Annotated in this window: 20 protein-coding genes; 10 read left to right on the top strand and 10 right to left on the bottom strand. The window is 65.9% G+C overall.

Annotated elements, in window-relative coordinates; genetic code table 11:
• Positions 1–109 precede the first annotated feature (109 nt).
• On the bottom strand, positions 110–1,219 hold the full coding sequence (locus tag GUV69_RS13785) for a GTP pyrophosphokinase (protein WP_164203274.1): 1,110 nt from the start codon (positions 1,217–1,219) through the stop codon (positions 110–112).
• 142 nt (positions 1,220–1,361) lie between these two features.
• A complete protein-coding gene (locus GUV69_RS13780) occupies positions 1,362–2,405 on the bottom strand; it encodes a LacI family DNA-binding transcriptional regulator (protein ID WP_164203272.1) in 1,044 nt (347 codons plus the stop codon).
• A gap of 291 nt (positions 2,406–2,696) precedes the next feature.
• Between GUV69_RS13780 and uriH the strand changes: the two genes are divergently transcribed.
• From uriH to GUV69_RS13765, 3 genes are read left to right on the top strand one after another with little or no spacing between them, the layout of a single operon-like run.
• Entirely contained in the window at positions 2,697–3,698 is a 1,002-nt protein-coding gene (gene uriH / locus GUV69_RS13775; protein ID WP_164206548.1) for a uridine-preferring nucleoside hydrolase UriH, read from the top strand.
• A complete protein-coding gene (uriT, locus tag GUV69_RS13770) occupies positions 3,695–5,119 on the top strand; it encodes a uridine transporter UriT (RefSeq protein ID WP_164203269.1) in 1,425 nt (474 codons plus the stop codon). Before uriH ends, uriT begins: the two co-directional genes overlap by 4 nt.
• Positions 5,116–6,102: a ribokinase gene (locus GUV69_RS13765; RefSeq protein WP_164203266.1), complete on the top strand. Its 987-nt coding sequence runs from the start codon at positions 5,116–5,118 to the stop codon at positions 6,100–6,102. The genes uriT and GUV69_RS13765 overlap by 4 nt, the downstream gene beginning before the upstream one ends.
• Before the next feature lie 79 nt (positions 6,103–6,181).
• Here the strand turns inward: GUV69_RS13765 and GUV69_RS13760 are convergent, their stop codons facing one another.
• Positions 6,182–7,711, bottom strand: coding sequence for a purine-cytosine permease family protein (locus tag GUV69_RS13760; protein WP_164203263.1), 1,530 nt, complete (start codon positions 7,709–7,711; stop codon positions 6,182–6,184).
• A 107-nt stretch (positions 7,712–7,818) separates the two neighbouring features.
• Between GUV69_RS13760 and GUV69_RS13755 the strand changes: the two genes are divergently transcribed.
• Both GUV69_RS13755 and GUV69_RS13750 read left to right on the top strand, forming a co-directional pair.
• A complete protein-coding gene (locus GUV69_RS13755) occupies positions 7,819–9,360 on the top strand; it encodes a helix-turn-helix domain-containing protein (protein WP_167525095.1) in 1,542 nt (513 codons plus the stop codon).
• A gap of 162 nt (positions 9,361–9,522) precedes the next feature.
• Entirely contained in the window at positions 9,523–10,479 is a 957-nt protein-coding gene (locus GUV69_RS13750; protein ID WP_164203261.1) for a DUF559 domain-containing protein, read from the top strand.
• A gap of 146 nt (positions 10,480–10,625) precedes the next feature.
• Here the strand turns inward: GUV69_RS13750 and purU are convergent, their stop codons facing one another.
• The 7 genes from purU to glyA are packed head-to-tail and all read right to left on the bottom strand — an operon-like array spanning position 10,626 to position 19,479.
• Entirely contained in the window at positions 10,626–11,522 is an 897-nt protein-coding gene (purU, locus tag GUV69_RS13745) for a formyltetrahydrofolate deformylase (protein WP_164203258.1), read from the bottom strand.
• Between the two features lie 3 nt (positions 11,523–11,525).
• The gene (locus tag GUV69_RS13740; RefSeq protein WP_164203255.1) at positions 11,526–12,899 is read right to left on the bottom strand and encodes an L-serine ammonia-lyase; all 1,374 of its coding nucleotides are present in this window, start codon (positions 12,897–12,899) and stop codon (positions 11,526–11,528) included.
• Positions 12,900–13,535, bottom strand: coding sequence for a sarcosine oxidase subunit gamma (locus GUV69_RS13735; RefSeq protein WP_164203252.1), 636 nt, complete (start codon positions 13,533–13,535; stop codon positions 12,900–12,902).
• On the bottom strand, positions 13,528–16,473 hold the full coding sequence (locus GUV69_RS13730; protein WP_164203249.1) for a sarcosine oxidase subunit alpha family protein: 2,946 nt from the start codon (positions 16,471–16,473) through the stop codon (positions 13,528–13,530). Before GUV69_RS13730 ends, GUV69_RS13735 begins: the two co-directional genes overlap by 8 nt.
• Positions 16,470–16,892, bottom strand: coding sequence for a sarcosine oxidase subunit delta (locus tag GUV69_RS13725; protein WP_164203246.1), 423 nt, complete (start codon positions 16,890–16,892; stop codon positions 16,470–16,472). The genes GUV69_RS13730 and GUV69_RS13725 overlap by 4 nt, the downstream gene beginning before the upstream one ends.
• 20 nt (positions 16,893–16,912) lie before the next feature.
• Positions 16,913–18,133, bottom strand: a complete 1,221-nt coding sequence (locus GUV69_RS13720) for a sarcosine oxidase subunit beta family protein (protein ID WP_164203244.1) — start codon at positions 18,131–18,133, stop codon at positions 16,913–16,915.
• Positions 18,130–19,479: a serine hydroxymethyltransferase gene (glyA, locus tag GUV69_RS13715; RefSeq protein WP_164203241.1), complete on the bottom strand. Its 1,350-nt coding sequence runs from the start codon at positions 19,477–19,479 to the stop codon at positions 18,130–18,132. The genes GUV69_RS13720 and glyA overlap by 4 nt, the downstream gene beginning before the upstream one ends.
• 141 nt (positions 19,480–19,620) lie before the next feature.
• On the opposite strand from glyA, the gene GUV69_RS13710 reads away from it, so the two are divergent.
• The 5 genes from GUV69_RS13710 (at position 19,621) to GUV69_RS13690 (ending at position 25,021) form a co-directional block, all read left to right on the top strand.
• Positions 19,621–20,292, top strand: coding sequence for a GntR family transcriptional regulator (locus GUV69_RS13710; protein ID WP_164203239.1), 672 nt, complete (start codon positions 19,621–19,623; stop codon positions 20,290–20,292).
• Between the two features lie 267 nt (positions 20,293–20,559).
• Positions 20,560–21,912, top strand: a complete 1,353-nt coding sequence (locus tag GUV69_RS13705) for an MFS transporter (RefSeq protein WP_164203237.1) — start codon at positions 20,560–20,562, stop codon at positions 21,910–21,912.
• 50 nt (positions 21,913–21,962) lie between these two features.
• Complete coding sequence (locus GUV69_RS13700) at positions 21,963–23,219, top strand: aminopeptidase P family protein (RefSeq protein WP_164203234.1); 1,257 nt, start codon at positions 21,963–21,965, stop codon at positions 23,217–23,219.
• A 96-nt stretch (positions 23,220–23,315) separates the two neighbouring features.
• A complete protein-coding gene (locus tag GUV69_RS13695; RefSeq protein ID WP_164203231.1) occupies positions 23,316–24,140 on the top strand; it encodes a creatininase in 825 nt (274 codons plus the stop codon).
• An 11-nt stretch (positions 24,141–24,151) separates the two neighbouring features.
• A complete protein-coding gene (locus GUV69_RS13690) occupies positions 24,152–25,021 on the top strand; it encodes an IclR family transcriptional regulator (protein WP_164203229.1) in 870 nt (289 codons plus the stop codon).
• Positions 25,022–25,045: the final 24 nt, after the last annotated feature.

Here is a 25,045-nt window from a genome sequence, read left to right as displayed (position 1 = left end):
TGGGGGCACGTTTGCAACAGCCGCCCCTACCAGTCAAGGGTAGTTGACGGTCCGGGGCGCCCAATAATCCTGCGGCCCCGTGCCCGTCTCTTTTCACGGCTTGAAATGGTTACGTGGCCTTGGCGTGGCGGTAGCGCTCAATCTGTTTCAGGCGCCGCAGGAGGCTGTCGCGCCGCGGGTGCGGGACGGCGTCGGGCGCTTCCGCGGTGAGGTCAATATGTTTGGTGCCGTACTGCCAGAGCAGGAGGTCATCCAGCAGCCGGTCCGGGCCGGGGGAGTAGCGGTGGTCCAGGGCCTTGCGGACCTCGGTGATGCGCTGGGCGCTGAGCAGGCCGGCCAGCTGGACGGTCTGGTTCAGCCCGTGCGCCGCCATCAGCTCGGCCGCCCAGCCCCAGTCGTCGTCCACCTTGCGGTCCACGTGCGGCAGCAGCGTGCGCCAGACGTCGCGGATGCGGTTGGGCGTGAGCTGCGCGGCGCCCTCTCCGTCCATGTCCCAGTAACTGCGTACTTCCTCGTACCGTTCGTGGAGGTCCGCGAAGGCGGTTTCCACGGTTTCCAGCATGGCGGCGGTGGCGGTGAACTGGCGGTCAAAGTGCGGTGTCCAGGCACGCGGGTCCTCGGCCTTGAAGCGGATGTCGTGCTCAATCTCGCTCCAGGCGTGGGCGAACACGGTGCGGATCTGGCATTCGAAGAAGTAGCTGCCGTTGGGCGGAAGGTCCGGGTTGAAAACCTGCTGATACTCCTTGACGGTCTCGTTCTGGATGGTGCGCAGGATGAGGTGGCGGCTGGAGTAGCCGTAGGTGCCGGATTCGATGGATCCGATGTCCTTCTCCCGGTCCCCGCGGCAGTCGAACACCTGCCGCTCTCGCTTGATGATGTTGGCCGCCAGGGCGTTTTCGGCCGGCAGTTTGGTAATGACGCGGACGCCCACCATGTCATTGAGCGTGCGGAACGGGTCCGGAAACTTCAGCACCGGAGGCCCGCCGGGCTCCAGCGGTTCTTCAATCCGGGAGATCTTTTCACGGAACGATTCCACCGTTTTGGTGCGCCCGGTGACAAACAGCGGCGTCACCTCGCTGTCCTTGAGCATGCGGCGCAGGATGAGCAGGACGTCCCGGGTGACCAGCTTCAACGCAGGGCGGACGCGCTCGTAGATCTCCACATTCGCCTGCACGGATTCGCGGAGGCTGACGTCCAGGCTGTCCCAGTTACTCGGCATGGTCCCAGCTTACGGCGGCGGTGTGACACGTCCCCCATCAGGACGCTCTCTCACTTAATGTGGGAAAAACGGCAACGCTCTCTCACTTTCTTCAAGAAAGTGAGAGAGCGTTGCCGAAAAACCCACATTAAGTGAGAGAGCGTCAGAAGGGGGCGGACGTGGAGTTGCGGACCACCAGGGAACTTTCGAGCGTCAGCTGGGGCTGTTCCAGCGGGCTGCCTTCCATCAGGCGCCGCAGCTGCCCGCCCGCCTGCGCTCCCAAAGACGTTGCGGGCAGGTGCACGCTGGTCAGGCTGGGGTTGCTCGTGGCGGAATACGGCAGATCGTCGAACCCGGCGATGGCCAGCTCCTCCGGAATCCGCACACCCGCCACGCGGGCTTCCTGCAGCACACCGTAAGCATGGGTATCCGTGGCGCAGACGACGGCGGTAATTCCGTTCCGCTGCCACTGCGGCCAGGCGTCTGCGAAGGCAGCCGCTGCCGCACCGACGTCGATGGTGGTGCTGACAAACCCGCCGTCCGGCACCGACATTCCCAGCGCCTCGGCCTCGGCCAGGAAGGCGCTGCGCCTGACCTCAAACGTTGCGGTTCCGGTGACGCTGTCCAGGTAAGCCACCTTCCGGTGGCCGGACGAAGCCAGGTGCGCTGCCAACTGCCGCGCGCCATGGGCAACGTCCAGGTTGACCGACGGCGCGTAGGCCTCCAGGCCCGGGGCATCGAGCAGGACCAGCGGGCCGGCGACGGAGAGATCCTCCAGGAAGCCTGCGTTGGGTGCGTCCACCAGGAGCCCGGCAGGACGCAGCGACATCAGCCGCCGGACGTCGGCGGCCTGGGGAAACTCGCCCGCGTCGGTGACGGACAGCAACAGCTGATACTCCGAGCCCAGGGACTCCCGCACCCCGGCGATCACCTTGGCGAAGAACGGGTTGGAAATGTCCGGGGCAACCAGGATCACGATCGAGCTGACGCCCTTGGCCAGCGAGCTGCCGATCCCGTCCACCACATACCCGAGCTCCGAAATGGCTTCCCGCACGCGGCTGATGTTCTCCTCGGAGACGCGGCCCGCGGTCTTGCCGTTGGCCACCAGCGACACAGTCGCCGTCGAGACTCCGGCACGCGCCGCAACCATGGCCGCCGTGACCCGCCGCGACCGCGCGGGATGCTGCAACTGTTCCGCGGATTCCATACCTCGATCGTAATAGGGGGAGGGCCTGTCTCCGGCCGTTCCCCAAGGGCAACCGCTACTCAGCCAGGGGGCCCGTCACCGGGCTGCGCACGCAGGTATAGCGCGGGCACGTCCAGGACCAAGCCAGGCCAGCCAAGTTCATTGCGGCCACTGACGTCAAGCGCTTGACCTGCAGCGACGTTAAGCGCTTGACGTTGACGCTTTTCGGATGTCATGATCACTGTGATAAGTGCGCCCGCTGCTCTTGCAGGCCCCAATGACGTGGAGAAAATAGACGTGGAATCCAACTCGATGAAACCCGCCCCCAGGAAGATCATCCTCGACTGCGACCCCGGGCACGATGACGCCGTCGCAATGCTGCTTGCACATGGCAACCCTGACATCGACCTGCTGGCCGTCACCACGGTAGTGGGCAACCAGACCCTCGAGAAGGTCACTAAAAACGCCCTGTCCGTCGGCACCATCGCCGGCATCACCGGTGTTCCGTTCGCCGCCGGCTGCGCCCGCCCCCTGGTCCGCACCATCGAAAACGCGCCGGACATCCACGGCGAATCAGGCATGGACGGCCCCGCCCAGCCCGAGTCGGCCATCGAACTGGACCCGCGCCACGCCGTCGACCTCATCATCGACACCGTGATGGCCCACGAACCCGGCACCGTCACCCTGGTCCCCACCGGCGGCCTCACCAACATCGCGCTGGCGGCCCGCAAGGAACCGCGCATCGTGGAACGCGTGAAAGAAGTTGTCCTGATGGGCGGCGGTTACCACGTGGGCAACTGGAGCGCAGTGGCCGAATTCAACATCATCATCGACCCCGAAGCCGCGCACATCGTGTTCAACGAAAAGTGGCCCGTGGTGATGGTTGGCCTGGACCTCACACACCAGGCCCTCGCCACCCCCGAGGTGGTGGAGAAGATCGCAGCCGTGGGCACCAAGCCCGCACAGTTCGTGATGGAACTGATGGAGTTCTTCACCCAGACCTACAAGGACGCGCAGGGCTTCGACTACCCGCCCGTCCACGATCCCTGCGCCGTGGCGTACGTGATCGACCCCAGCATCGTCACCACCCGCAAGGTCCCCGTGGACATCGAACTGCAGGGCACGCTGACCCTCGGTATGACCGTGGCCGACTTCCGTGCCCCCGCGCCTGAGGACTGCCACACCTCCGTGGCTGTCGACCTGGACCATAAGAAGTTCTGGGATCTCGTCACGGACGCTCTGGTGCGCATCGGAGAGCCCGACGTCGGCGCTCCCGCCGCCGCTGAAACCGTTACCGCAGGGGCCACGGCATGAGCACCACCGCCCTCACGAACACGAAAACCAGCAACGTCACCGCCCTGATGGTGGCCCTGCTGGCTGCCTGCGTGGCCTTCCAGCTCAACGCCTCCATGCTCAGCCCCGCCCTGGTCACCATGGGCGAGGAGCTCAACACGGACCAGGCAACCATCGGCCTGTCCCAGACCTGGTTCTTCACCGCGGCCGCCCTCTTCTCCCTCTTCCTGCCCCGCCTGAGCGACATCATCGGCCGCAAGAAGATCCTCCTGGGCATGATGGTCCTGATGGCCATCGGCTCGGTCATCGCCGCGCTGGCCCCGGACGTCACCTGGCTCTTTGTGGGCCGCATCATCCAGGGTGTCAGCGGCCCCACTGTCCCGCTCTGCCTCATCATGCTGCGCTCCGCCGTCAGCAGCCCCAAGAAGTACGGTGCGCTGATGGGCCTCATCACCGCGGTCAACGGCGGCGTGGCAGGTGTGGACTCCTTCGTGGGCGGATACTTCGCCGAGCACTACGGCTTCCGCAGCATCTTCTGGCTGATGGTGGTCCTGGCGGTCGTCGCCACCGCCCTGATCGCGTTCCTCGCCGGCGAAAGCAAGCCGGCCGCCGGAACCACCATGGACTGGCTGGGCGTGTTCTTCATCGTGGTTGCAGTGGGCGCCCTGCTCACGGCCCTCAACGAAGGCTCAAAACTTGTCGGCGCCTTCGAATCCGGCACCCTGATGCTGGCGATCGGGCTGGTGGTTGTTGCCGCCGCCGCGTTCTACCTGTTCTGGCGGACCGAAAAGCGCGCCAGCCAGCCCATGGTGGAGATCATCCACCTGCGCCAGCGCTCCACCTGGGCGCCGCTGCTGACCACCACCCTGACCATGACCGGCATCTTCGCCGTCATCAACGGCATCGTCCCGGCCTACGTCCAGGCGGCCGACCCCGGCTTCGGCATCGGCCCCACCGAAATGTCACTCATCATCCTCACCCCCTACGCCCTGCTCGGCTGGCTGGTCGGCCCCCTCAGCGGCAGGCTCGCTCCCGTGCTCGGCTACACCAAGGTGCTGCGCATCGGCATGCTGGGCAGCATTGTGGCCCTGGCCATCATCGCGTTCTTCGGCCTCAGCAGCCTGCCCATGATGATCGCCGGCACGGTCTTGCTGGGCATCATGTACGCCGGTACGGTCAACATCATGCTGAACGGTCTCGGAGTTGTCCTTTCCCCCGCCGGAAACCCGGGCTTCCTGCCCGGCATGAACGCGGGCGCCTTCAACCTCGGCGCCGGCCTGAGCTTCCTGGTGCTGCCCGCAGTTTTGGTGGCGACGTCGGCGCTTGGGGATGCCAAGGCGTCCTACCTCAGCGTTGTGGTCACCGGTCTCGTGATCACGGTCGCCGCCTTCGGCGCCTCGCTCCTGATCCCCAAGCCCGTTGAGGCTGAGGTGACCGAATGAGCGCCGCAACTGCAGGCCCCGCCGTCGAAAAGAACGGCAGGATCGTCGTCGTCGGCTCCCTGAACGCTGACCTGACCATCTACTGCGAGCGGCTGCCGCTGCCCGGCGAGACGGTGCACGGCAACGGTTTTGCCGTCAATCCGGGCGGCAAAAGCGCCAACCAGGCGGTGGCTGCCAGCCGGCTGGGCGCGGACGTCAGCCTTGTCGGCGCAGTGGGGGACGACTCCAACGGCGAAATGCTGATCACCTCGGCGTCCGGCGCGGGAGTCCACCTCGGGTATGTCCGCACGGCACCCACGGCAACCGGCGTCGCGGTCATCGCCGTGGACGCCAACGGCGAGAACAACATCATCATCTCGGCGGGCGCCAACGGCACCTTGTCGCCGGCGGACGTCGCCGCGGCTGCGGATGACATCAACAACGCCGCAGTGATGTGCCTCTGCCTGGAAGTCAGCATGGAGACAGTGCTCGCGGCCGCACAGGCGGGGCACGACGCCGGCGCAACAGTAGTGCTGAACCTCTCACCTTATGCGGAGATCCCGCAGCGGCTGGCCGACCTGACTGACGTCCTGCTGGTCAACGCCCACGAAGCCTCGCAGTTCCTTGGCTCGGCCGAGATTCCGGGCAGCGGCGGGGACGCCGGCGATTGGGAAGCGGTCCGGCTTCGCTTTGCCGAGCGCGGGCTCCAGCAGGTCCTGGTCACCCTCGGGGCCCACGGCTCCGTGGTGCTTGATTCGCTCGCGGCCGAGGACCGGCAGCTCGTCCAGATTGCACCGGTCAAGGTCAATGCGGTGGACACCACCGGCGCCGGCGACGCGTTCACAGGTGCCGTGGCCGCCCGCCTGGCAGCCGGGGCGTCCCTGGCCGACGCCGCGGCCTTTGCCTCGATCGCTGCCGCGCTCGCCACCACCCGCAAGGGGACGCAGGCCGCGTACCCGGACGAGGGTGACGTCAGGCGGGTGCTCGCCGCGGGCGTCGCCTGACGGTTTCACAACGCAAGAAGCGCCCGACGGCGGCAGGTGACCTGCCGCCGTCGGGCGCTTCTTTGTGTGTGGGGTGTTGTCAGTGTCCGGCCGGTGCGCTGGGCTGGGTGGCGAAGCGGAGGTCGGCGGTCGCCTTGGCAACTGTGGCGGCCGGCAAAGCGGAGTCCAGGTGCCTGCGGTGGAACCTCGGGCCCAGGATGGCGTAGCTGCCGGCACTCGCCAGGCCGCCTGCGAGCCAGGAGAGGTCCCAGCCGCCCAGGGCTACTGCAATGGGGCCCTGCATGGCGGGAACCAGTCCGTACATAAACAGCCACGTGGCGAAGATGCCCACCAGGAGGGAGACCACGCCGGCCCAGTTGACGTCGGGGAGCCGCTTGGTGCCCACCGCGTCGAAGAGCCTTTCCGGGTTGCCCGGATGACGCTTCTCGAGCCAGAAGTAGTGAACCAGCATGACTCCGCCCCAGGCGGCAACCCAGGCGACCAGGCCGATGAGCCAGGCGTCGAGCACCGTGGCGAAGTCTTCCTGGAAGATGAAGAAGATGACGGCGGCGAGGGAGAAGACGCCGACGAACAGGTTGAGCTTGCGGCGGCTGATGGTGATGTCCAGCGACTGGGTTGCCACCGAGAACGTGTAGATATTCAGGATGTTGGTGGCGATGGGTCCGTGCAGCACCATCAGCAGTACGGGCAGCGCGAGGACGCCGAAGTTCTGGACGATGAGTTTGCCGGGATCGATCTCGCCGCTGTTGGTGGCGAGGCTGGCGCCGAGGATGCCGAGCCACACCACGGGGATGAACTGGCCCAGGACAGAGGCCAGGTAGACCTTCTTCTTGGGGACTTCGGTGCTGACGAACCGTGAGTAGTCGGCGGCGTAGGTGAACCAGGTGATGCCCCAGCCGATGCCGATGGCGGTCATCACGGCGCTCATGGCGGCGATGCGCTCTGAGCCTTCCAGGATCTGGCCGGCCGGGCCTGCGTAGCCCCAGTCGATCTTCATGCCGAACCAGGCTACGGCGGACATCACGGCGAGGATGATGATGGTGGGCGGCACGGTCCACTTTTCGAAGGCTGCGATGGCCTTGTAGCCGAACCAGGCGATGGCTACCTGTGCGGCCATGATGGCGGTGGCCACACCGATCTTCCAGGCGTAGTTCTGGGCAGTGGGATCCACCCAGCCGAGGGTGCCGAAAAGGGCCATGACCAGGTCAAGGATGATCCAGGTGTTAACCGCGCACCAGCCGATCACCAGGACAGCCTGGATGGTTGCCGGGAGGTAGTTGCCGCGGCGGCCGAAGGCTGCCCGGGCCAGGACCATGCCGGTGGCGCCGGTCTTCTGGCCGAGGAGGACGAAGCAGCCGAACAGCAGCATGCCGATCAGGTTCCCCAAAACCAGAACGGTGACGGTATCGGCAAAGCCGAGGCCGAGGTGGATGCCGAGGGCGCCGAGCACCCAGTTGATGGGAGCAAGGTTGGCGCCGGCCCAGATCCAGAACTGGCCGGAAACTTTGTGCGTGCGCTGGGACTCGGGAATGGGCTGGAGCCAGGCTTCGCAGTCCTCGGCCGGCGTCATTGCCGACTCGGACTGCTTGGTGGAGAGGTTGTCTTGCATGGGGGAGCCTCCATGAGTGAAAGGGATAGTTCCAGATTATGTGGCTCAGACCACATCCACCACATACAATGTGTCATGAAGATTAGCCTTCTATACGACGGAGTGTCATGCCCATACGCCTGCTGGATGTTTTGAAACATTCCACGCTCACCCCCGCGGACCCTGTCATCCGCGCAGCGGCGGCCAATGCGGCCCAGACCCAGCTGCGCTGGATCCACTCCAGTGAGGTGTTGGACATCGCCCCGTTACTTGGCGGCGGCGAACTGCTGCTGACCGGCGGCCAGGCGCTCGCTTCGGCAACGGACAAGCGGCGTATTGGCTACATCTGGGAGCTGGCGGAGCGTGGCGTGGCTGCGCTGGCCATCGAGACGGGTACCGCCCTGCCATCCATTCCGTCGTCCATGGTGGGCGCTGCAGAAGCCGCCGGGCTTCCGCTGATAGAGCTCCGCAAAGTGGTGCCTTTCGTAGGCGTGATGGAGGCCATCAACTCCCTGCTGGTGAGCGAATCAGCAGCGCACCTGCAGCAGGCTGACCGGGCAAGCCACGCGATGGCGGTGGAGCTGGCCCACGGCGGCAGCCTTGACCGGATCCTGGCTGTCCTCGCCGATGCCACCGGCGCGGAAGTGGTGCTGACCTCCAACTCGGGCGCTCCGCTGGGCAGCGCCCTGCCTGCTGAGTACGCCGCGGAGGCCGACCAGGCACCGGCTCCCGACACCGAGGAGGACCGCGCACGCACCACGCACATCGATGTCTCCGTCCGGGGCATTCCGTCCGCCCGCCTCAGCCTCCGCACCTTGGCAGGAGGAGATGTGAACCTGGCGAGGATCGCCGGGAACCGCTCGGTAGACATCCTGGCGCTGGCCCTGCTGCAGCGCATGCCGCCCGGGCTTAAGGACATGGCCGGTGCGGCCCTGATCCGCGCCGTCGACTCCGGCACCCAGAACTGGCGGCTCCAGCAGCTTGCGCCGGCCGCCGGGATTCCCCCGGCCGCCGAGCTGGTGGCTGTGGTGATCCGGTCCCCGGGCTCCCGGCAGCTCCGCACAGCGGTGGAACAGCTGCTGGACCGGGTGGGCCGGCACAGCGCCAGCTACGCGGACAATGAGGAGCTGCTGGCGCTCGCCGTCCTTCGCACGGGCAAGGCGCAGGAAGACCGGAACGATATCCTGGCCGGGCTCCAGTCGCTGGAACTGCCGGAGGGAAGCATCAGTGCGCTTGGCCCCGTAGCTGCCGGGATCACTGCCGCTCCCTGGTCCCTGACGGAGGCCAGGCTGACGCTGGAAGTGGGGGCAGGCGATAAGCCGCGGCCAGCCGGACCCCGGCAGACCGGTGCCGTGCTCGACGCCGAGGCCTTCGCCGTGGAACGGCTTGCCTTCCACTCCCTGGACGAGGTGCAGCGGACAGATTTTGTCCGCCAGCAGCTCGGGGCCCTCTTGGAGCACGACGACCTGCGCCATTCAGCCCTCGTGGGGACGCTGCGGGTCTGGCTGAATTCGGGCTGCAACACGGCGCAGGCCGCACGGGAACTGCACCTGGAGCGGCAGTCGATGCACCAGCGACTGCAGCGGATCTTCTCCCTCTGCGGCGGCGACCCCCGCGGCACCGGCCGGCTCGCAGCGCTGCACCTGGCCACCCGCCTCGCCGCCGTCTAGCCCAAACAGCCAGGACGCTCTCTCACTTAATGTGGGTTTTTTGGCGAACCCTCTCTCAGTTAATGTGGGTTTTCGGGGAACCCTCTCTCACCTGCCCCGGTGCCAGGGCCGCCCTGTGGATAAGTTCTGCAGCCTCCTGCCGATACGGTGCACAATGCCAGCATGCGAAAGCAAGATTTTCTGCCCCGGCCGCTGGCGGCGGCTCCGTTCACTTTCGACTCAGCCGTGACTGCCGGGGTGTCCCTGAACCGGCTTCGGCGGAAGGACATGGTCAACGTGGGCCGCGGCCTCTACCGGCCCGCTGACTGGAACTTTGATCTGGAGGGTGCTGCCAGGGCGCTGTCGGCGGCGTCGCCGGGAGCTTGGATATCCCATGTGACCGCGGCCCGGCTTCGTTGTCAGGTGCTGCCTCCCTGGCTTGCCGATTCGACAGAGCTGCACCTGAGCAAACCGCGTTCACTGCCATCAGTCCGCCGGAAGGGCGTGTTTGGCCACACCGTGCTGACGCTGGCAGACGAGCTCGAAACGGTGGACGGCATCCGGCTGAGCACGCGGTCCCGGACCTGGCTCGATTTGGCCCGAACCCTGCCGCTCCCTGACCTGGTGAGCATGGGCGATGAACTGATCCGCATCCCGCGGGTGGATCTCGAGGGAAGGATGCAGCCCTACGACACGCTGGCCGGGCTGCGCATCCTGGTTGACCGCCACCCGAACCTCCAAGGGATCGTGCGGGCTCGTGAAGCACTTGACCTGATGAGGGTTGGGGCCGATTCCGGCCCCGAATCGCTGCTTCGCCTGGCCATGACCGATGCGGGGCTGCCCGAGCCCGAACTCCAGGTGCGATTGCGCACCGGAGATGAGCGATCGCCGTCGGCCGATCTCGGCTACCGTCACCGCCGGATCGCCATCCAGTACGACGGCGGTCATCACCTTGGTGACGCGCAGATCTTCAGTGACAGGAGGCGGGATAAAGCGTTTGAATCAGCCGGCTGGACAGTCCTCGTTTTCGACAAGAACGATCTTGCCGACGATTTCCAGCGCGCACTTGTGAAGATCAAAAAGGGGCTGCGCAACGGCTGGCTTGACCACCCTCAAGCGTCTGGGTTCGCCGGCGTTTGAGCGTTAACGCCGTGACGCTCCCTCACCAGGGTGAGAGAGCGTCACGCCAAAACCCACATTAAGTGAGAGAGGGTCGCCCGGAAACCCACATTAAGTGAGAGAGCGTCCGGGGGGGGCGGTTGGAGGGACGGGGTGGGCAGGGAGGGCTAGCGGAGCACTACTGTCCGGTTGCCCTGCAGGATGACCCGGCCTTCGCAGTGCCAGCGCACCGCGTTGGACAGTGCCTTGCACTCGGTGTCCCGTCCGGCCGCAACCAGGTCTTCGGGGCCGTAGGTGTGGTCCACATCCACGGTCTGCTGCGAGATGATCGGGCCCTCGTCCAGCTCGGCGTTGACGTAGTGCGCTGTGGCGCCCACGGTCTTGACCCCGCGCGCGTAGGCCTGGTGGTACGGCTTGGCACCCTTGAAGCTGGGCAGGAACGAGTGGTGGATGTTGATGGCCTTGCCGTCCAGCTTCCGGGTGAGTTCGTCGCTGAGGACCTGCATGTAGCGGGCCAGGATCACCAGCTCCACGTCGTACTCGTCCACCAGTTCCAGCAGCCGGGCCTCTGCCGACGGCTTGGTCTCGGCAGTGACGGGGACGTGGAAGAACGGGATGCCGTGCCATTCCACCAGCGCCTGGTGGTCCGTGTGGTTGGAGACCACGGCAGCGATCTCCACGGGCAGCTCACCGGTCCTGGCCCGGAACAGCAGGTCGTTCAGGCAGTGCCCGAACTTGGACACCATGATCAGCACGCGGCGTTTGGCGCCCTGCGGCTCCAGGCGCCAGCGCATGCCGAAGCGTTCGGCAACCGGGGCGAAGCCGGCCCGAAGCGTGTCCGCGGTGGAGGCATCGCCGTCGGACACAAAATGCACCCGCATAAAGAAGTGCCGCTCGTCGCGCTCGCCGAACTGCTTGCTGTCCAGGATGTCGCAGCCGTGCTCCAGCAGGAACCCGGAGACGGCGTGGACGATCCCGGGGGTCTCCGCGCAGTCGAGGGTCAGGACGTGCTCCACGGTGGTTTCCGCCGGAGCGGGGGAGGATTCAGTCTGAATGGCAGTCATGGCTCAGCACTCGATTACATTGACGGCGAGACCCCCGCGGGAGGTCTCCTTGTACTTGGTTTTCATGTCCGCTCCTGTCTCGCGCATGGTTTTGATGGCTTTGTCGAGGGATACTTTGTGGCTGCCGTCCCCGTGCAGGGACAGTCGCGCGGCGTTGATCGCCTTCACGCTGGCGATGGCGTTTCGTTCGATGCAAGGGATCTGCACCAGCCCGCCCACGGGGTCGCAGGTCAGGCCAAGGTTGTGTTCGATCCCCACTTCGGCGGCATTCTCCACCTGCTCGGGGGTTCCGCCGAGGACCTCGCAGAGCCCGGCGGCAGCCATCGAACAGGCGGAACCCACCTCGCCCTGGCAGCCCACTTCGGCGCCGGAGATGGATGCGTTGATCTTGAACAGGATTCCGACGGCGGCCGCGGCCAGCAGGAAGCGGACCACACCGTCGTCGTTGGCTCCCGGCACGAACTTGACGTAGTAGTGCAGGACGGCGGGGACGATTCCCGCCGCACCGTTGGTGGGGGCCGTGACGATGCGCCCGCCCGCGGCGTTTTCCTCGTTGACGGCGAGGGCGAACAGGTTCACCCATTCCATCGCCCGCAGCGGATCGGTGACCCCCGTGTCCGCTGACAGGGTCTGGAATAACGACGGCGCGCGCCGCCTGACGTTGAGTCCGCCGGGCAGGATGCCTTCCGCGGCGCAGCCGTTGTCCACGCATTCGCGCATGACTGCCCAGAGTGCCAGCAGTTTCTCCCGGAGCTCCGCTTCGCTGCGCCATGTAAGTTCGTTGGCGAGCATAACGTCCGAGATGGACATGCCCTCGCGCTTGCAGATCGCCAGGAGTTCGTCGGCAGTTGTGAACGGGTAGGGGAGGACGGTGGCGTCGGCCACCACGCGGTCGCCCGCGTCCGCGTCGCCGTCCACCACAAAGCCGCCGCCGATGGAGTAGAAACTCCGTTCACTCAGGACGGTCCCGGCGTGGTCCAGCGCCCGGAAGGTCATGCCGTTGGGGTGGGCCGGAAGGGACTTGCGCCGGTGCAGCACCACGTCCTCATCCCAGTTGAAATCCACCCGGTGGTCGCCGCCCACCAGGAGTTCGGCGTTGAGCGCGGCAGCAGCCACCTGGTCGTCGGCCGTGAAGGTGTCCACGGTTTCCGGGTCCAGGCCCTGCAAGCCCAGCACCACGGCTTTGTCGGAGCCATGGCCCCGGCCGGTGGCACCGAGCGAACCGAACAGTTCAGCCTGGACCCGGGTGGTGGAGCTCAGGAGCCCGCCGCCCTTGAGCCCGTCGGCGAACTGCTTCGCTGCCCGCATCGGGCCCACCGTGTGTGACGAGGAGGGCCCGATGCCAACAGAAAACAGGTCCAGGACGCTGAGCGCCATTTAGGGGACCTCGGGGGAGGCGTACTCCCGCATTGCATCGAGGAGCCAGCGGCCCAGGAAGTCCGCGAAGGAGGCGCGGGGGAAGAGCCGGAAGCTTTCCTCCCCGGTCTTCTGCAGGACCACCGGGATGTTGCCTACCTCGGTGTTCAGGGCGGTTCCCGGGGTGAAGCTGCGCGGGTGCAGGTCCAGGGCGCAGCCCTTTTCCAGGACGGCCCGGGCGCGGGGACCGGACAGTTCGAACGTGGTGCGGTTGGCGGACAGGTCCACCACCTGGCCCGGGGCGTCGCCCAGCGCTTCGGTGAGGGAACCGATGAGGTTTCCGCCCAGGGAGTCGTGGGCCTTTTCCGGTGCAACCACCAGGAACTCCGACGGTCCCAGCCAGAGGACGCTGACGCCGTCTGCGCCGCCCACCTCGCCGCAGCGTGCCGGCAGGCCGCCGGTGGCGGCGGCAATTCGTGCGCCTTCTTCAGACTTGGGGTCTACGCGGACCCCGGCCATGGTCTGGAAGGGGCCCTCGGCGAGGACCACCTTGCCCTGGACGGAGCCCGCTTCCAGTGCTGACGCCAGGTGCGAGGCGGGGCTGCGGCGGATTTCCCGGAGTCCATTGATGCCTTCGAGTGCTGCTGAATTAGCCATCTTTGCGGGTCCCTTCGGGGTCAAACAGTACGGTTTCTGCGACAACAACATCAACCAGCTGGTCGCCGGCTGCGGCCACCAGGGTCTCGCCGATGCGGTTGCGGCCATTCTTGATCAGTGCCAGGCCAAAGGAGCGGCCTAGGGCGGCGCTGTGGTAGCTCGAGGTCACGAAGCCCTGCATGGGGACGGGGCCGTAGGCGGGGCTGGTGCTGATGCCCTTCTCGACGAGCTGGGTGCCTTCCGGGAGCCGGATGGAGCCGTCCACGGGCAGGACGCTGACCAGGTGCTTGCGGTCCTCGCGCTGCGCATCGGCCCGGGCGTAGGAGCGCTTGCCGATGAACTCCTTTGCCTTGGAGACGATCCAGTCCATGCCCGCGTCCTGCGGGGTGACGGTGCCGTCGGTGTCCTGCCCGACGATCGGGTAGCCCTTTTCGGCGCGGAGCACGTGCATTGTTTCGGTGCCGTAGGGGGTGATGTTGAATTCGGCCCCGGCGGCGGCCACGGCCTCCCAGGTGTTCAGCCCGTACCAGGACGGCACGTTGATCTCGTAGGCCAGTTCACCGGAGAACGAGATCCGGCAGACCCGGGCCTGCACGCCGGAGGCGAGGGTGGTTTCGCGGAAGGTCATGAACGGGAAGGCTTCGGCTTCCAGCCCGCGGTCCTTGGCCAGTTCCGGGGCTACCTTGGCGAGGACCGCCCGGGATTTAGGCCCGACGACGGCAATGGTGGACCACTGTTCGGTCACCGAGGTGCAGTGCACGTCGAGTTCCGGCCATTCGGTCTGCAGCCATTCCTCCAGCCAGTCCAGTACCTTCGCGGCACCGCCGGTGGTGGTGGTCATGAAGTAGCGGTCATCGTCCAGGCGCAGGGTCACGCCGTCGTCGAAGATCATGCCGTCTGCCATGCACATCACGCCGTAGCGTGCAGAACCCGGGGCGAGCTTCTTGAATGCGTTGGTGTAGATCCGGTTGAGGAACTCACCGGCGTCCTTGCCGCGGATTTCGATCTTGCCGAGCGTGGTGGCGTCCATGAAGCCCACGGAGTCGCGGACTGCTGCGCACTCACGCAGTACTGCCGCATCCATGTCTTCCCCGGCCTGCGGGTAGTACCAGGGCCGCTTCCACTGCCCGACGTCCTCGAAGAGGGCGCCCTTGGCCTCGTGCCACGGGTGGATGGAGGTCTTGCGGGCGGGATCGAACAGTTCGCCGCGCTGGCGTCCGGCCAGCGCCGCGAAAGCCACCGGCGTGAAGGGTGCCCGGTACGTGGTGGTGCCGATGTCGCCGATGCCCCGGGACGCTTCGCCGGCCGTACGCAGCGCGGCGGCGATGACGCCGATCGCGTTGACGCCGGAGGTCTTGCCCTGGTCGTTGGCGGTGCTGATGGAGGTGTAGCGCTTGATGTGTTCCACCGAGCGCATCCCGGCCCCGGTGGAGCGGAGGACGTCGGCCACGGACTGGTCGCGCTGGAAGTCCACAAAGTGGTGGTGCCAGTCATCCGGCGTGCCGGCCTGGCCCGGGACCAACCACAGCTGGCGCGTCGGGGCGGAGGCCTTCGGCTCGCCGATGACGGACGGCTTGGTTTCCGAGGCGAAGCCCGCGGCGATCGCCGCCGTGGCGCCGGCCGAGATGCCCTCGGCCAGGACGTCCGCGAGTTCGTAGCTGCCGCGGCCGGAACCGATGGTCTGCTGGTTGGGGACCACGGTGCTCGGCACAAAAGCGGCCAGCTCGTCGTCCCAGCGCAGCTTGCCCTGCCGCTGGGAGTGGAGGTGGACCAGCGGGCTCCAGCCGCCGGACACTGCCAGCAGGTCGCAGGCGATCTCTTCGACGCCGGAGGTAAGTTCGCCGTCGTCGTTGATGCTGCGGACGGTGACGCTCTCAACGCGGCCGTCTGCGGCCTTGGACGCGGTGTCGGCCACCGCGCTGCCGATCAGCACCCGGGTGCCGGCTTCGACGGCGGCAGTTGCCACGGCGGTGAGCTGCGGGCGGGCGTCGACGACGGCGGCGACCTTGACGCCGGCGGCGCGCAGGTCCGCGGCCAGGGCGTAGGCGCTGTCGTTGGTGGTGCTGATGACAACGCGCTGCCCGGCGGCAACGGCGTAGCGGTTGAGGTAGCTGCGGACGGCGGAGGCGAGCATGATGCCGGGGCGGTCGTTGTTCTCGAACACCAGCGGGCGTTCGTGGGCGCCGGGTGCCAGGACTACCTGCTTGGCGCGGACGTGCCAGATGCGCTGCCGGGACACGCCGGGGGCGGCCGGGCTGGACAGGTGATCGGTGCGGTTCTGGACGGCGATGACGTAGTTGGCGTCGTACGCGCCGAAAGCGGAAGTCCTATTCAGGACGGTGGATTCGGCGCCGGACACGAGCTCGGCTTCCACATCCGCCACCCATTCCAGGGCCGGCTTGCCTTCGATGGTCTCGGCCAGGCCGGGGGCGGTGGCGCCGGACAGGAGGGAACCGCCCAGTTCGGGCTGGTCGTCCATGAGGATCACGCGGGCGCCGGTGCGGACGGCCTCGCGGGCCGCGGCCAGGCCGGCGGGGCCGCCGCCGATGACCAGCACGTCGGTGTGGACGTACTTCTTGTCGTATTCAGCACGGTCCTCGTCCGGGTCCAGCTTGCCGAGGCCGTTGAGCAGTTCAGCCTTCAGGCCGTCCACCAGGGTGACGGTGGTGGCAGGCAGCATGGACTCGGCAACATCGCCCGGGAAGCGCGGGGAGATCTTGACCATCGCGTTGGATTCCTCCACACCGGCGGACATGATGCCGCGGGCGCGGTCCTCGTACAGCGAGTTGCCGGCGGAGATCCGCCCGTTGGCAATCAGGGCCGACGCGAGGGTGTCGCCGGGGTGGCCCGTGAACTCCTCGCCGTCCACGGTGAAACGCCAGGAGATGGTGCGGTCGATGCGTCCGCCGGCGGCGAGGCGGGCGTTCTGGGAAGTCACTTGGTTGCTCCCTTCGGGGCGGTGGTGCTGGGGGCTGAATCGGCCGGGGCGATACTGGTGCCCGAGATGCTGGGCGCGGAGGTGCCGGTGGTGGTGCTGTCCGCGGCCAGGCTCGCTGTGCCGGATTCCGGGGCGGCCTTTGCCGTCAGGTCAGGGCGGGGCGTGCCCATCTGGTACACGGCCTTGATGTCGTAGGTGACGGTGTCGCGGAGCATGTTGAACCACTGGCGGCAGCCGGTGCTGTGCAGCCAGCGTTCGGCGAAAATGCCTTTGGTGTTCTCCCGGTAGAACAGGAAATGGGCCCATTCTTTGTCGGTCAGTTCGTTCGGGTTTTCCGGGTAGGCCACGTGGGCCTGGCCGCCGTAATGGAATTCGGTCTCGTCGCGCGAGCCGCAGTTGGGGCAGGAGATGAGCAGCATGTGCGTCTTCTTTCTGGGTGCTAGTGGGCGACGGCGGCTGCGCCGTGTTCGTCGATCAGGGCGCCGGTTTCGAAGCGTTCCAGCGCGAAGGGCTTGTTCAGCTGGTGCGGCGTGCCCGTGGCGATGTTGTGCGCGAAGGTCATGCCGGCGGCAGGCGTGGCTTTGAAGCCGCCGGTGCCCCAGCCGCAGTTCACGAACATGTTCTCCACCGGGGTGTTGCCCACGATGGGCGACGCGTCAAGGGTGGTGTCCACGATGCCGCCCCAGGTACGCAGCACGTGTGCCCGGGCAAAGATCGGGAAGAGCTCGACGGCGGCGGCCATCTGGTGCTCGATCACGTGGAACGACCCGCGCTGGCCGTAGCCGTTGTAGGAGTCCACGCCGGCCCCCATGACCAGTTCACCCTTGTGTGCCTGCGAAACGTAGACGTGCACATGGTTGGACATGACTACCGTGGGGTGGACCGGTTCGTGCAGTTCGGAGACCAGGGCCTGAAGCGGGTGGGACTGGATGGGGAGCTCGAAGCCGGCCATCTCGGCGAGTACGGAGCTGTGCCCGGCTGCGGCGAGGCCCACCTTTTCGGTGTTGATGGTGCCGCGGTTCGTCTTGACGCCGGTGACCCGGTTGCCGTCCTTGATGAAGCCGGTGACTTCGCAGTTCTGGATGATGTCCACGCCCATTTCGTCGCACTTGCGGGCGAAGGCCCAGGCCACGTGGTCGTGCTTGGCGATGCCGGCGCGCGGCTGGTAGGTGGCGCCCATGACGGGGTAGCGGATGTTGTCGCTGATGTTCAGGATGGGGCAGAGTTCCTTGACCTGCTTGGGGTCCAGCCACTCGGCGTCGACGCCGTTGAGCTTGTTCGCACCGACGCGCCGCATGCTCTCGCGGACGTCACCCAGGGTGTGGGCGAGGTTCATCACGCCGCGCTGGCTGAACAGGAAGTCGTACTCGAGTTCCTCGGGCAGGATCTCCCAGAGCTTGAGGGCGTGCTCGTAGATGGCCGCGCTCTCGTCCCAGAGGTAGTTGGAGCGGATGATGGTGGTGTTACGGGCCATGTTGCCGCCCGCGAGCCAGCCCTTTTCCAGGACGGCGATGTTGGTCATGCCGTGGTTCTTGGCCAGGAAGTACGCGGTGGCCAGGCCATGTCCGCCGCCGCCCACAATCACGGCGTCGTAGGAGGACTTGGGCTCCGGGTTGCGCCAGAGGAAATCCGGGTGCTCGGGGAGGAGATCTGCACTCACTGGGCTGCTCCAATCAGGTCTGCGTCGAGGACGGCGGTGCCGTCATTGAGGTGGGGGTAAAGGGGGAACTTCTCAGCCAGGGCAGTGACGCGGGCGCGGAGTTCGACGGCGGTGCTGTCGCTCAGGGACGTTGTCCCCGTGGTGCCGTCGCCCGCCGAGGCGATCAGCGCCGTCGCGATAATGTCTGCAACTTCCGTGAATTCCTCGGCGCCAAAGCCGCGGGTGGCCAGTGCCGGGGTGCCGATCCGGAGGCCGGAGGAGACCATCGGCGGGCGGGGGTCGAAGGGGACTGCGTTGCGGTTCACCGTGATGCCGATCCGGTGCAGGGCGTCTTCGGCCTGCTGGCCGTCCAGTTCAGAGTTGCGGAGGTCAACCAGGACCAGGTGCACATCGGTACCGCCGTTGACCACGGAGATTCCTGCCGCGGCAACGTCGTCGCGGAGGAGTCGTTCGGCGAGGAGCTTGGAGCCCTGCAGGACCCGTTCCTGGCGTTCCTTGAATTCAGGGGCGCCGGCGAGCTTGAAGGCCACGGCCTTGGCGGCGATGACGTGCTCCAGGGGACCGCCCTGCTGGCCGGGGAAGACTGCGCTGTTGATCTTCTTGGCGTACTGCTCCTTGGCGAGGATGACTCCGCCGCGGGGGCCGCCGAGGGTTTTGTGGGTGGTGGTGGTGACGACGTCGGCGTATGGCACCGGGTTGGGGTGCAGTCCTGCGGCAACCAGGCCGGCGAAGTGGGCCATGTCCACCATCAGGTAGGCGCCCACCAGGTCCGCGATGCGGCGGAACTCGGCGAAGTCCAGCTGGCGGGAGTAGGCGGACCAGCCGGCCACGATCAGCTTGGGGCGGTGCTCCAGTGCCAGTGCTTCAACGTCGGCCATGTCGATGGTGTGGGTGTCCTTGCGGACCTCGTATGGAACCACGTTGTAGAGCTTGCCGGAGAAGTTGATCTTCATGCCGTGCGTGAGGTGGCCGCCGTGGGCCAGGCTCAGGCCCATGATGGTATCGCCCGGGTTCAGCAGGGCGAACATGGCAGCAGCGTTGGCCTGTGCGCCGGAGTGCGGCTGGACGTTGGCGAATTCTGCGCCGAAAAGTGCCTTGACGCGGTCAATGGCAAGCTGCTCAATGACGTCCACGTGTTCGCAGCCGCCGTAGTAGCGCTTGCCCGGGTAGCCCTCGGCGTACTTGTTTGTCAGCACAGATCCCTGTGCCTCCATGACGGCGGACGGGGCGAAATTCTCCGACGCGATCATTTCCAGGGTGGACTGCTGGCGGCCCAGTTCATTGGCGATGGCCTGCTGGACCTCGGGATCGACTACGGAAAGTCGCTCGTTCAACTGCTCAACCACGGATGCTCCTTTTGAAATACCACTGCTGTTATGACTGATATATCAGTGTGAGGTCAATGGTATGATTAGGATCACAGCAGAGTCAAGAGGCCCGGCAAAGTTACTTCCCGCCGCCGCGGGAAATGAGATCGGAGAGTTTACGTGAACGCACTTCCCGCCCTGCCGCAGGTGGAGGATGCTGTCCTCTCCCAGGCCGAGGCCGCGTACAGGCAGTTGCGCGACAAGCTGATCATGCTTGAGATCAGGCCAGGCGAGCCCCTCAATGACGGGCAGCTGGCGGTGGAGCTCGGTTTCGGCCGCACCCCTGTGCGGGAAGCGATCAAGCGGCTTGAGGTGGACCACCTGGTCATCTCGTATCCGCGGCGCGGGACGTTTGCCACCTCCGTGGACTTTACGGAGCTGGCAGATGTCTCCGAAGTCCGGGAGTTATTGGAACCCCTCGCCGCGCGAAGCGCCGCCCTAAGGGCCTCCGTTTCCATGCGGCAGGAACTCCTGAACGTTGCCGCGGCGATCGCCACCCTGGAACCCGGCCCCTCGGAATCCCGGGACCTGATGCGCTATGACCTGACGGTGCACCGTCTGATCTACAAGGCGGCCGGGAATCCGCACCTGGAAGACACCCTGATCCGTTACGACAACCTTGCCACCCGCATCTGGTGCTTGGTCCTGGACAAGTTGCCCTCGGTCAGCGGCCACATCACCGAACACGTGGAATTGCTCAAGGCGGTTGCTGAAGGTGACGCCGACAGGGCTGCCGAGCTGGCCCTCCACCATGTCACCAGCTTTGAGGAAACGGTCCGCAAGGTGCTGTAAGGCCCAACCCGGCCACTCTTTGGCAATGGCGACTCCCACGCATTCGTGGGAGTCGCCATTTTTTTGTTTGCCGGTGATGCTGTTCGCGCAACGACGATTCACCCCACGCAACCAATGGGCATTACTGCGCCCGTGCCCCGATGACTGCCGCCGCGCCTGAAGACGCTAAAAATTGTTTTCAGAAAGCCATTGACTGTGTCCTCAATCACGTCATAGTCTGTTGCAACAGCGTTGCGCTGAATGCAACCACAACAACTTGGTGGATACATGAGTAACGAAAATCCTTCCCTGGCTTCGGACCGGACAATGGTCAAGAAGCCGGGCGCCGCGCCTGCTGACAACGCTGTCAGCAAGGAAACCCGCCGCCGGGTTATTGCGGCCAGCTTTATCGGCAACTTCGTTGAATGGTTCGACTACGCCGTTTACGGCTACCTGGCCGTCACGATCGCCACCGTGTTCTTCCCCGAATCGGATCCGCAGACCGGACTCCTGCTGACTTTCGCCCTGTTCGCCATTTCATTCCTGGTGCGCCCGCTGGGCGGGTTCGTCTGGGGCCACATCGGTGACAAGGTCGGCCGGCGGACGGCACTGTCGCTGTCCATCCTGATCATGTCCGGAGCAACTTTCTGTATTGCGCTTATTCCCGGGTACGACACGATCGGCATCTGGGCTCCGGTCCTGCTGTTGATCATCCGGGTAGTGCAGGGCTTCTCCGCTTCAGGTGAGTACGCCGGCGCCTCGGCCTTCCTCGTGGAGTACGCTCCGGCCAACAAGCGCGGCCTGTACGCGGCGGTTGTTCCCGCCAGCACCGCGGCCGGCCTGCTTCTGGGGTCCCTCGTCGCGGGCCTGCTGACCACCCTGCTGGCATCCGATGCGATGCAGAGCTGGGGTTGGCGCCTGCCGTTCCTGCTGGCCGCCCCGATGGGACTGATCGGCCGCTACATCCGGACCAAGCTTGAAGACACCCCGGTGTTCCGCGAGCTGGCAAAGGAGGACCAGGCGGTCAAGGCGCCGGTGTCCAGCCTGTTCCGCAACCACTGGCGCCAGCTGCTGCAGGCCGTCGGAGCCGTGCTGCTCAACGCCGTTGGGTTCTACGTCATCCTCAGCTACATGCCCACCTACCTGTCCTCGGAACTGGGCCTGGGCGAAACCGAATCGTTCCTGGCCACCACGATTGCGCTGCTGACGTACATCGGCTTTATCTTCCTCACGGGGATGCTCTCGGACCGTTTTGGGCGCAAGAAGGTGCTGATCAGCGCCTCCATTACCTTCATCCTGCTGACGGTGCCGGCATTCGCCCTGCTCGGAACAGGCAATTTCCTGGTCATCGTGCTTGTTCAGATCCTGCTCGGCGCGATGCTCACCCTCAATGACGGCACACTGCCCAGCTTCCTGGCCGAAATGTTCCCCACCCGGGTCCGCTACAGCGGGTTCGCGGTCAGCTTCAACCTCTCCAACGCCCTGTTCGGCGGCACCGCGCCGTTCATGGCAACGCTCCTTATCGCGGCAACGGCCAACGACCTGGCACCGGCCTGGTACCTCGTCGGCGCAGCTGTCATCTCCCTGATCGCCGTCGCACTCTCCCGCGAAACGTGCAAGGAACCGCTGCGCCACGAATAACAGACTTCTTCTTCCTACCTCACGAAACTGCACCACAGAAAGGCACCACCATGACCACCACAACATCCGAAAACGCAACCACCGTCGCCGAACTGGAGCGCACCAAGGTCCTGAAGAACGGCAAGAAGGTCAGCCTCACGTTCTCCGACACCGAGTTCGAACGCCGTCTCGCGGGCCTCCGCCGCATCATGGCGGAGAAGGACCTGGACGCCGTCGTCCTGACCAGCTACCACTCCATCAAGTACTACTCCGACTTCCTGTTCACCACCTTCGGCCGCTCCTACGCCATGGTGGTCACCAAGGATGACAACGTCACCGTCACCGCCAATATCGACGCCGGCATGCCCTGGCGCCGCAGCTACGGCGACAACATCATCTACACGGACTGGCGCCGGGACAACTACATCTTCGCCATCCAGGAAGTCCTGCGCACCCGCGGCATCAACCCGCGCCGCCTCGGCGTCGAGGACGACTCGCTGCCGCTGGACAACCGCAACAAGATCCAGGCCGCCTTCGCCGGCGCAACCCTGGTGGACGTGGCCCAGGCCGCCATGCGCCAGCGCATGATCAAGTCCGCCGAGGAAATCGAGGTCATCAAGCACGGTGCACGCATCGGCGACCTCGGCGGCGAAGCCATCCGTAACGCCATCACCGCCGGGATCACCGAGTACGAGGTTGCCTTGATCGGCACCGAAGCCATGGTCCACGAGATCGCCCGCACCTTCCCCGATTCCGAAATCCGCGACACCTGGGTCTGGTTCCAGTCCGGCATCAACACCGACGGAGCCCACAACTGGGCAACCACCCGCAAGATCCAGGAACACGACATCCTGTCCCTGAACTGCTTCCCCATGACCTCCGGCTACTACACCGCCCTGGAGCGCACGCTCTTCTACGGCGAACCGGATGCCCGCTCCCTGGAACTCTGGAACATCAATGTCGAGGTCCACAAGCGCGGCCTGGAACTCATCAAGCCCGGCGCGGTCTGCAAGGACATCGCCGCCGAGCTCAACGAGATCTACGTCGGCTACGGCCTCCTGGCCAACCGCACCTTCGGGTACGGACACTCCTTCGGCGTCCTCAGCCACTACTACGGCCGTGAAGCCGGGCTGGAACTCCGCGAGGACATTGACACCGTGCTGGAGCCGGGCATGGTTGTTTCCATGGAACCGATGATCACCGTCCTGGACGGCCAGCCGGGCGCCGGCGGTTACCGTGAGCACGACATCCTCGTCGTCGGCGAAGATGGTGCGGAGAACATCACCAAGTTCCCGTTCGGCCCCGAATACAACATCATCGGAGCCTGACACCTTAACAGCAGGCGAGGAAGGCGGTGCCGTGCCCGGCACGGCACCGCCTTCCCCCACCGAACTCCGTACCACCCACCAAGGAGCACCACCCGCATGGACAAGTCAGTATTTCTGGAAGACCTGGACGCCTTTGCCTACCGCGAAGTCCTGTCCTCCGGGGACGCGATCGTCCTGATACCTGTCGGGTCGCTGGAGCAGCACGGGCCGCACCTGCCGCTGGGCACTGACACCCTCCTGTCGTCGCACTTTGCGGAGGGCGTCGCAAGGCGCCTGGGGACGCTCGTTGCCCAGCCGATCGCGTACGGGTACAAATCGCAGCAGAAGTCCGGGGGCGGCAATCACCTCTCCGGAACCACCAGCCTGGACGGTGCCACGCTGATCGGTGTGGCGCGCAACCTGGTCAAGTCCTTCCTTAACCAGGGCGTCCGGCATGTGGTCTTTGTCAACGGCCACTTCGAGAACTACCAGTTCCTCTACGAGGGCATTGACCTGGCCCTGGAAGACCTGGGAATCAAGCCCGGAGCGGAGCAGAGCGTGCTGCTGCTCTCCTACTGGGACTTTGTCAGCCAGGACACGCTCACCGAGGTCTACCCCGACGGCTTCCCGGGGTGGGACATCGAGCACGGCGGCGTCCTGGAAACCTCGCTGATGCTCCACCTTGAACCGGCCCGGGTTGGCATGGACCGCCTGGTCGATGGTCCGGCCGCGGTGCTGCCGCGTTTCGACCGGCTCCCGGTGGTCCCTGAACGCACGCCGGCCACAGGCTGCCTCTCCTCGGCTGCCGGATCCAGCGCTGCCAAGGGCGAACTGCTGTACCGGCAGGTTGTCGAAGATCTGGCCGTGGACCTGGCCCGCGAGCTGAACCGCGAACCCGTTGCCCCGGCGGCTGCCCCGCTTTCCGCTGACTATGCGCGATGATAGTGAGCACCATGACCACAACAGCCTCCCGCGACACCAACGGCAATGACACCAATAGCATCGAGTTGAACGGCAAGAGCGACGCCAAGGGCACCTCGGTCATCGTCAACGCCATCGCCGTCCTGCGGTCCTTTACCGCAGACGAGCCATTGTTGGGCGTCACGGAAATTGCCAACAGGGTGGGCCTGCACAAAAGCACGGTGTCGCGGATCCTGGCCACCTTCGAGCAGGAAAACCTCGTGGAGCGGGACGATGATACCCGCCGCTTCCGCCTGGGACTGGGACTGATCGCCGTCGCCGGGCCGCTTCTGGCCGAACTGGAGGAACGGCGGGTTGCCTATCCGGTCCTGCGCGAACTCACCGAGCTGACGGGCGAAACCAGTGCCCTGATGATGTGGGAGGGCAACGAGTCAATCTGTGTGGAGCAGATCGCTAGCCGCCACCAGATCAAGCACACCACTCCGCTGGGGGCCCGGTACAACGATGCGCTGAGCTCCTCGGTACAGGTGTTCCTTGGGACGGAGCCCGAGGAGCGCGTCCGTTCCCTCCTGCTCAGCGGAGCCATCAAATTTCACGGGCTGGATGAGGCCAGCCTTGAGGGCTACCTGCTCCGCCTCAAAGACGACGCCCGCCGCGGGTGGGCCGTCAACTACGGCGAGTCCTCGCTGGATGAAGTCGGCGTGGCCGCGCCCGTCTATGACCACCGCGGCGATGTTGTGGCCGCCGTCCTGATTCCTGCTCCGCGGTTCCGCGTCTCCCAGGAGCGGCTGCAGAGCCTCGGCGAATCCTGCCTGGCAGCGGCCAACAAAGTCACCGCCCGGCTGGGCGGCAAAGTGCCCGGCGACGGCGGAGCGGGCAGCGCCGGACGCGCCAGCCGCTGACCCACCCCCAACGCGCCAGTCGCT

Source organism: [Micrococcus luteus] ATCC 49442 (genome assembly GCF_010367585.1).
GTDB classification, from domain to species: domain Bacteria; phylum Actinomycetota; class Actinomycetes; order Actinomycetales; family Micrococcaceae; genus Arthrobacter; species Arthrobacter luteus_A.
Note: the sequence above shows the minus strand (reverse complement) of the source record. Positions and strands in the feature narration are given on the sequence as shown.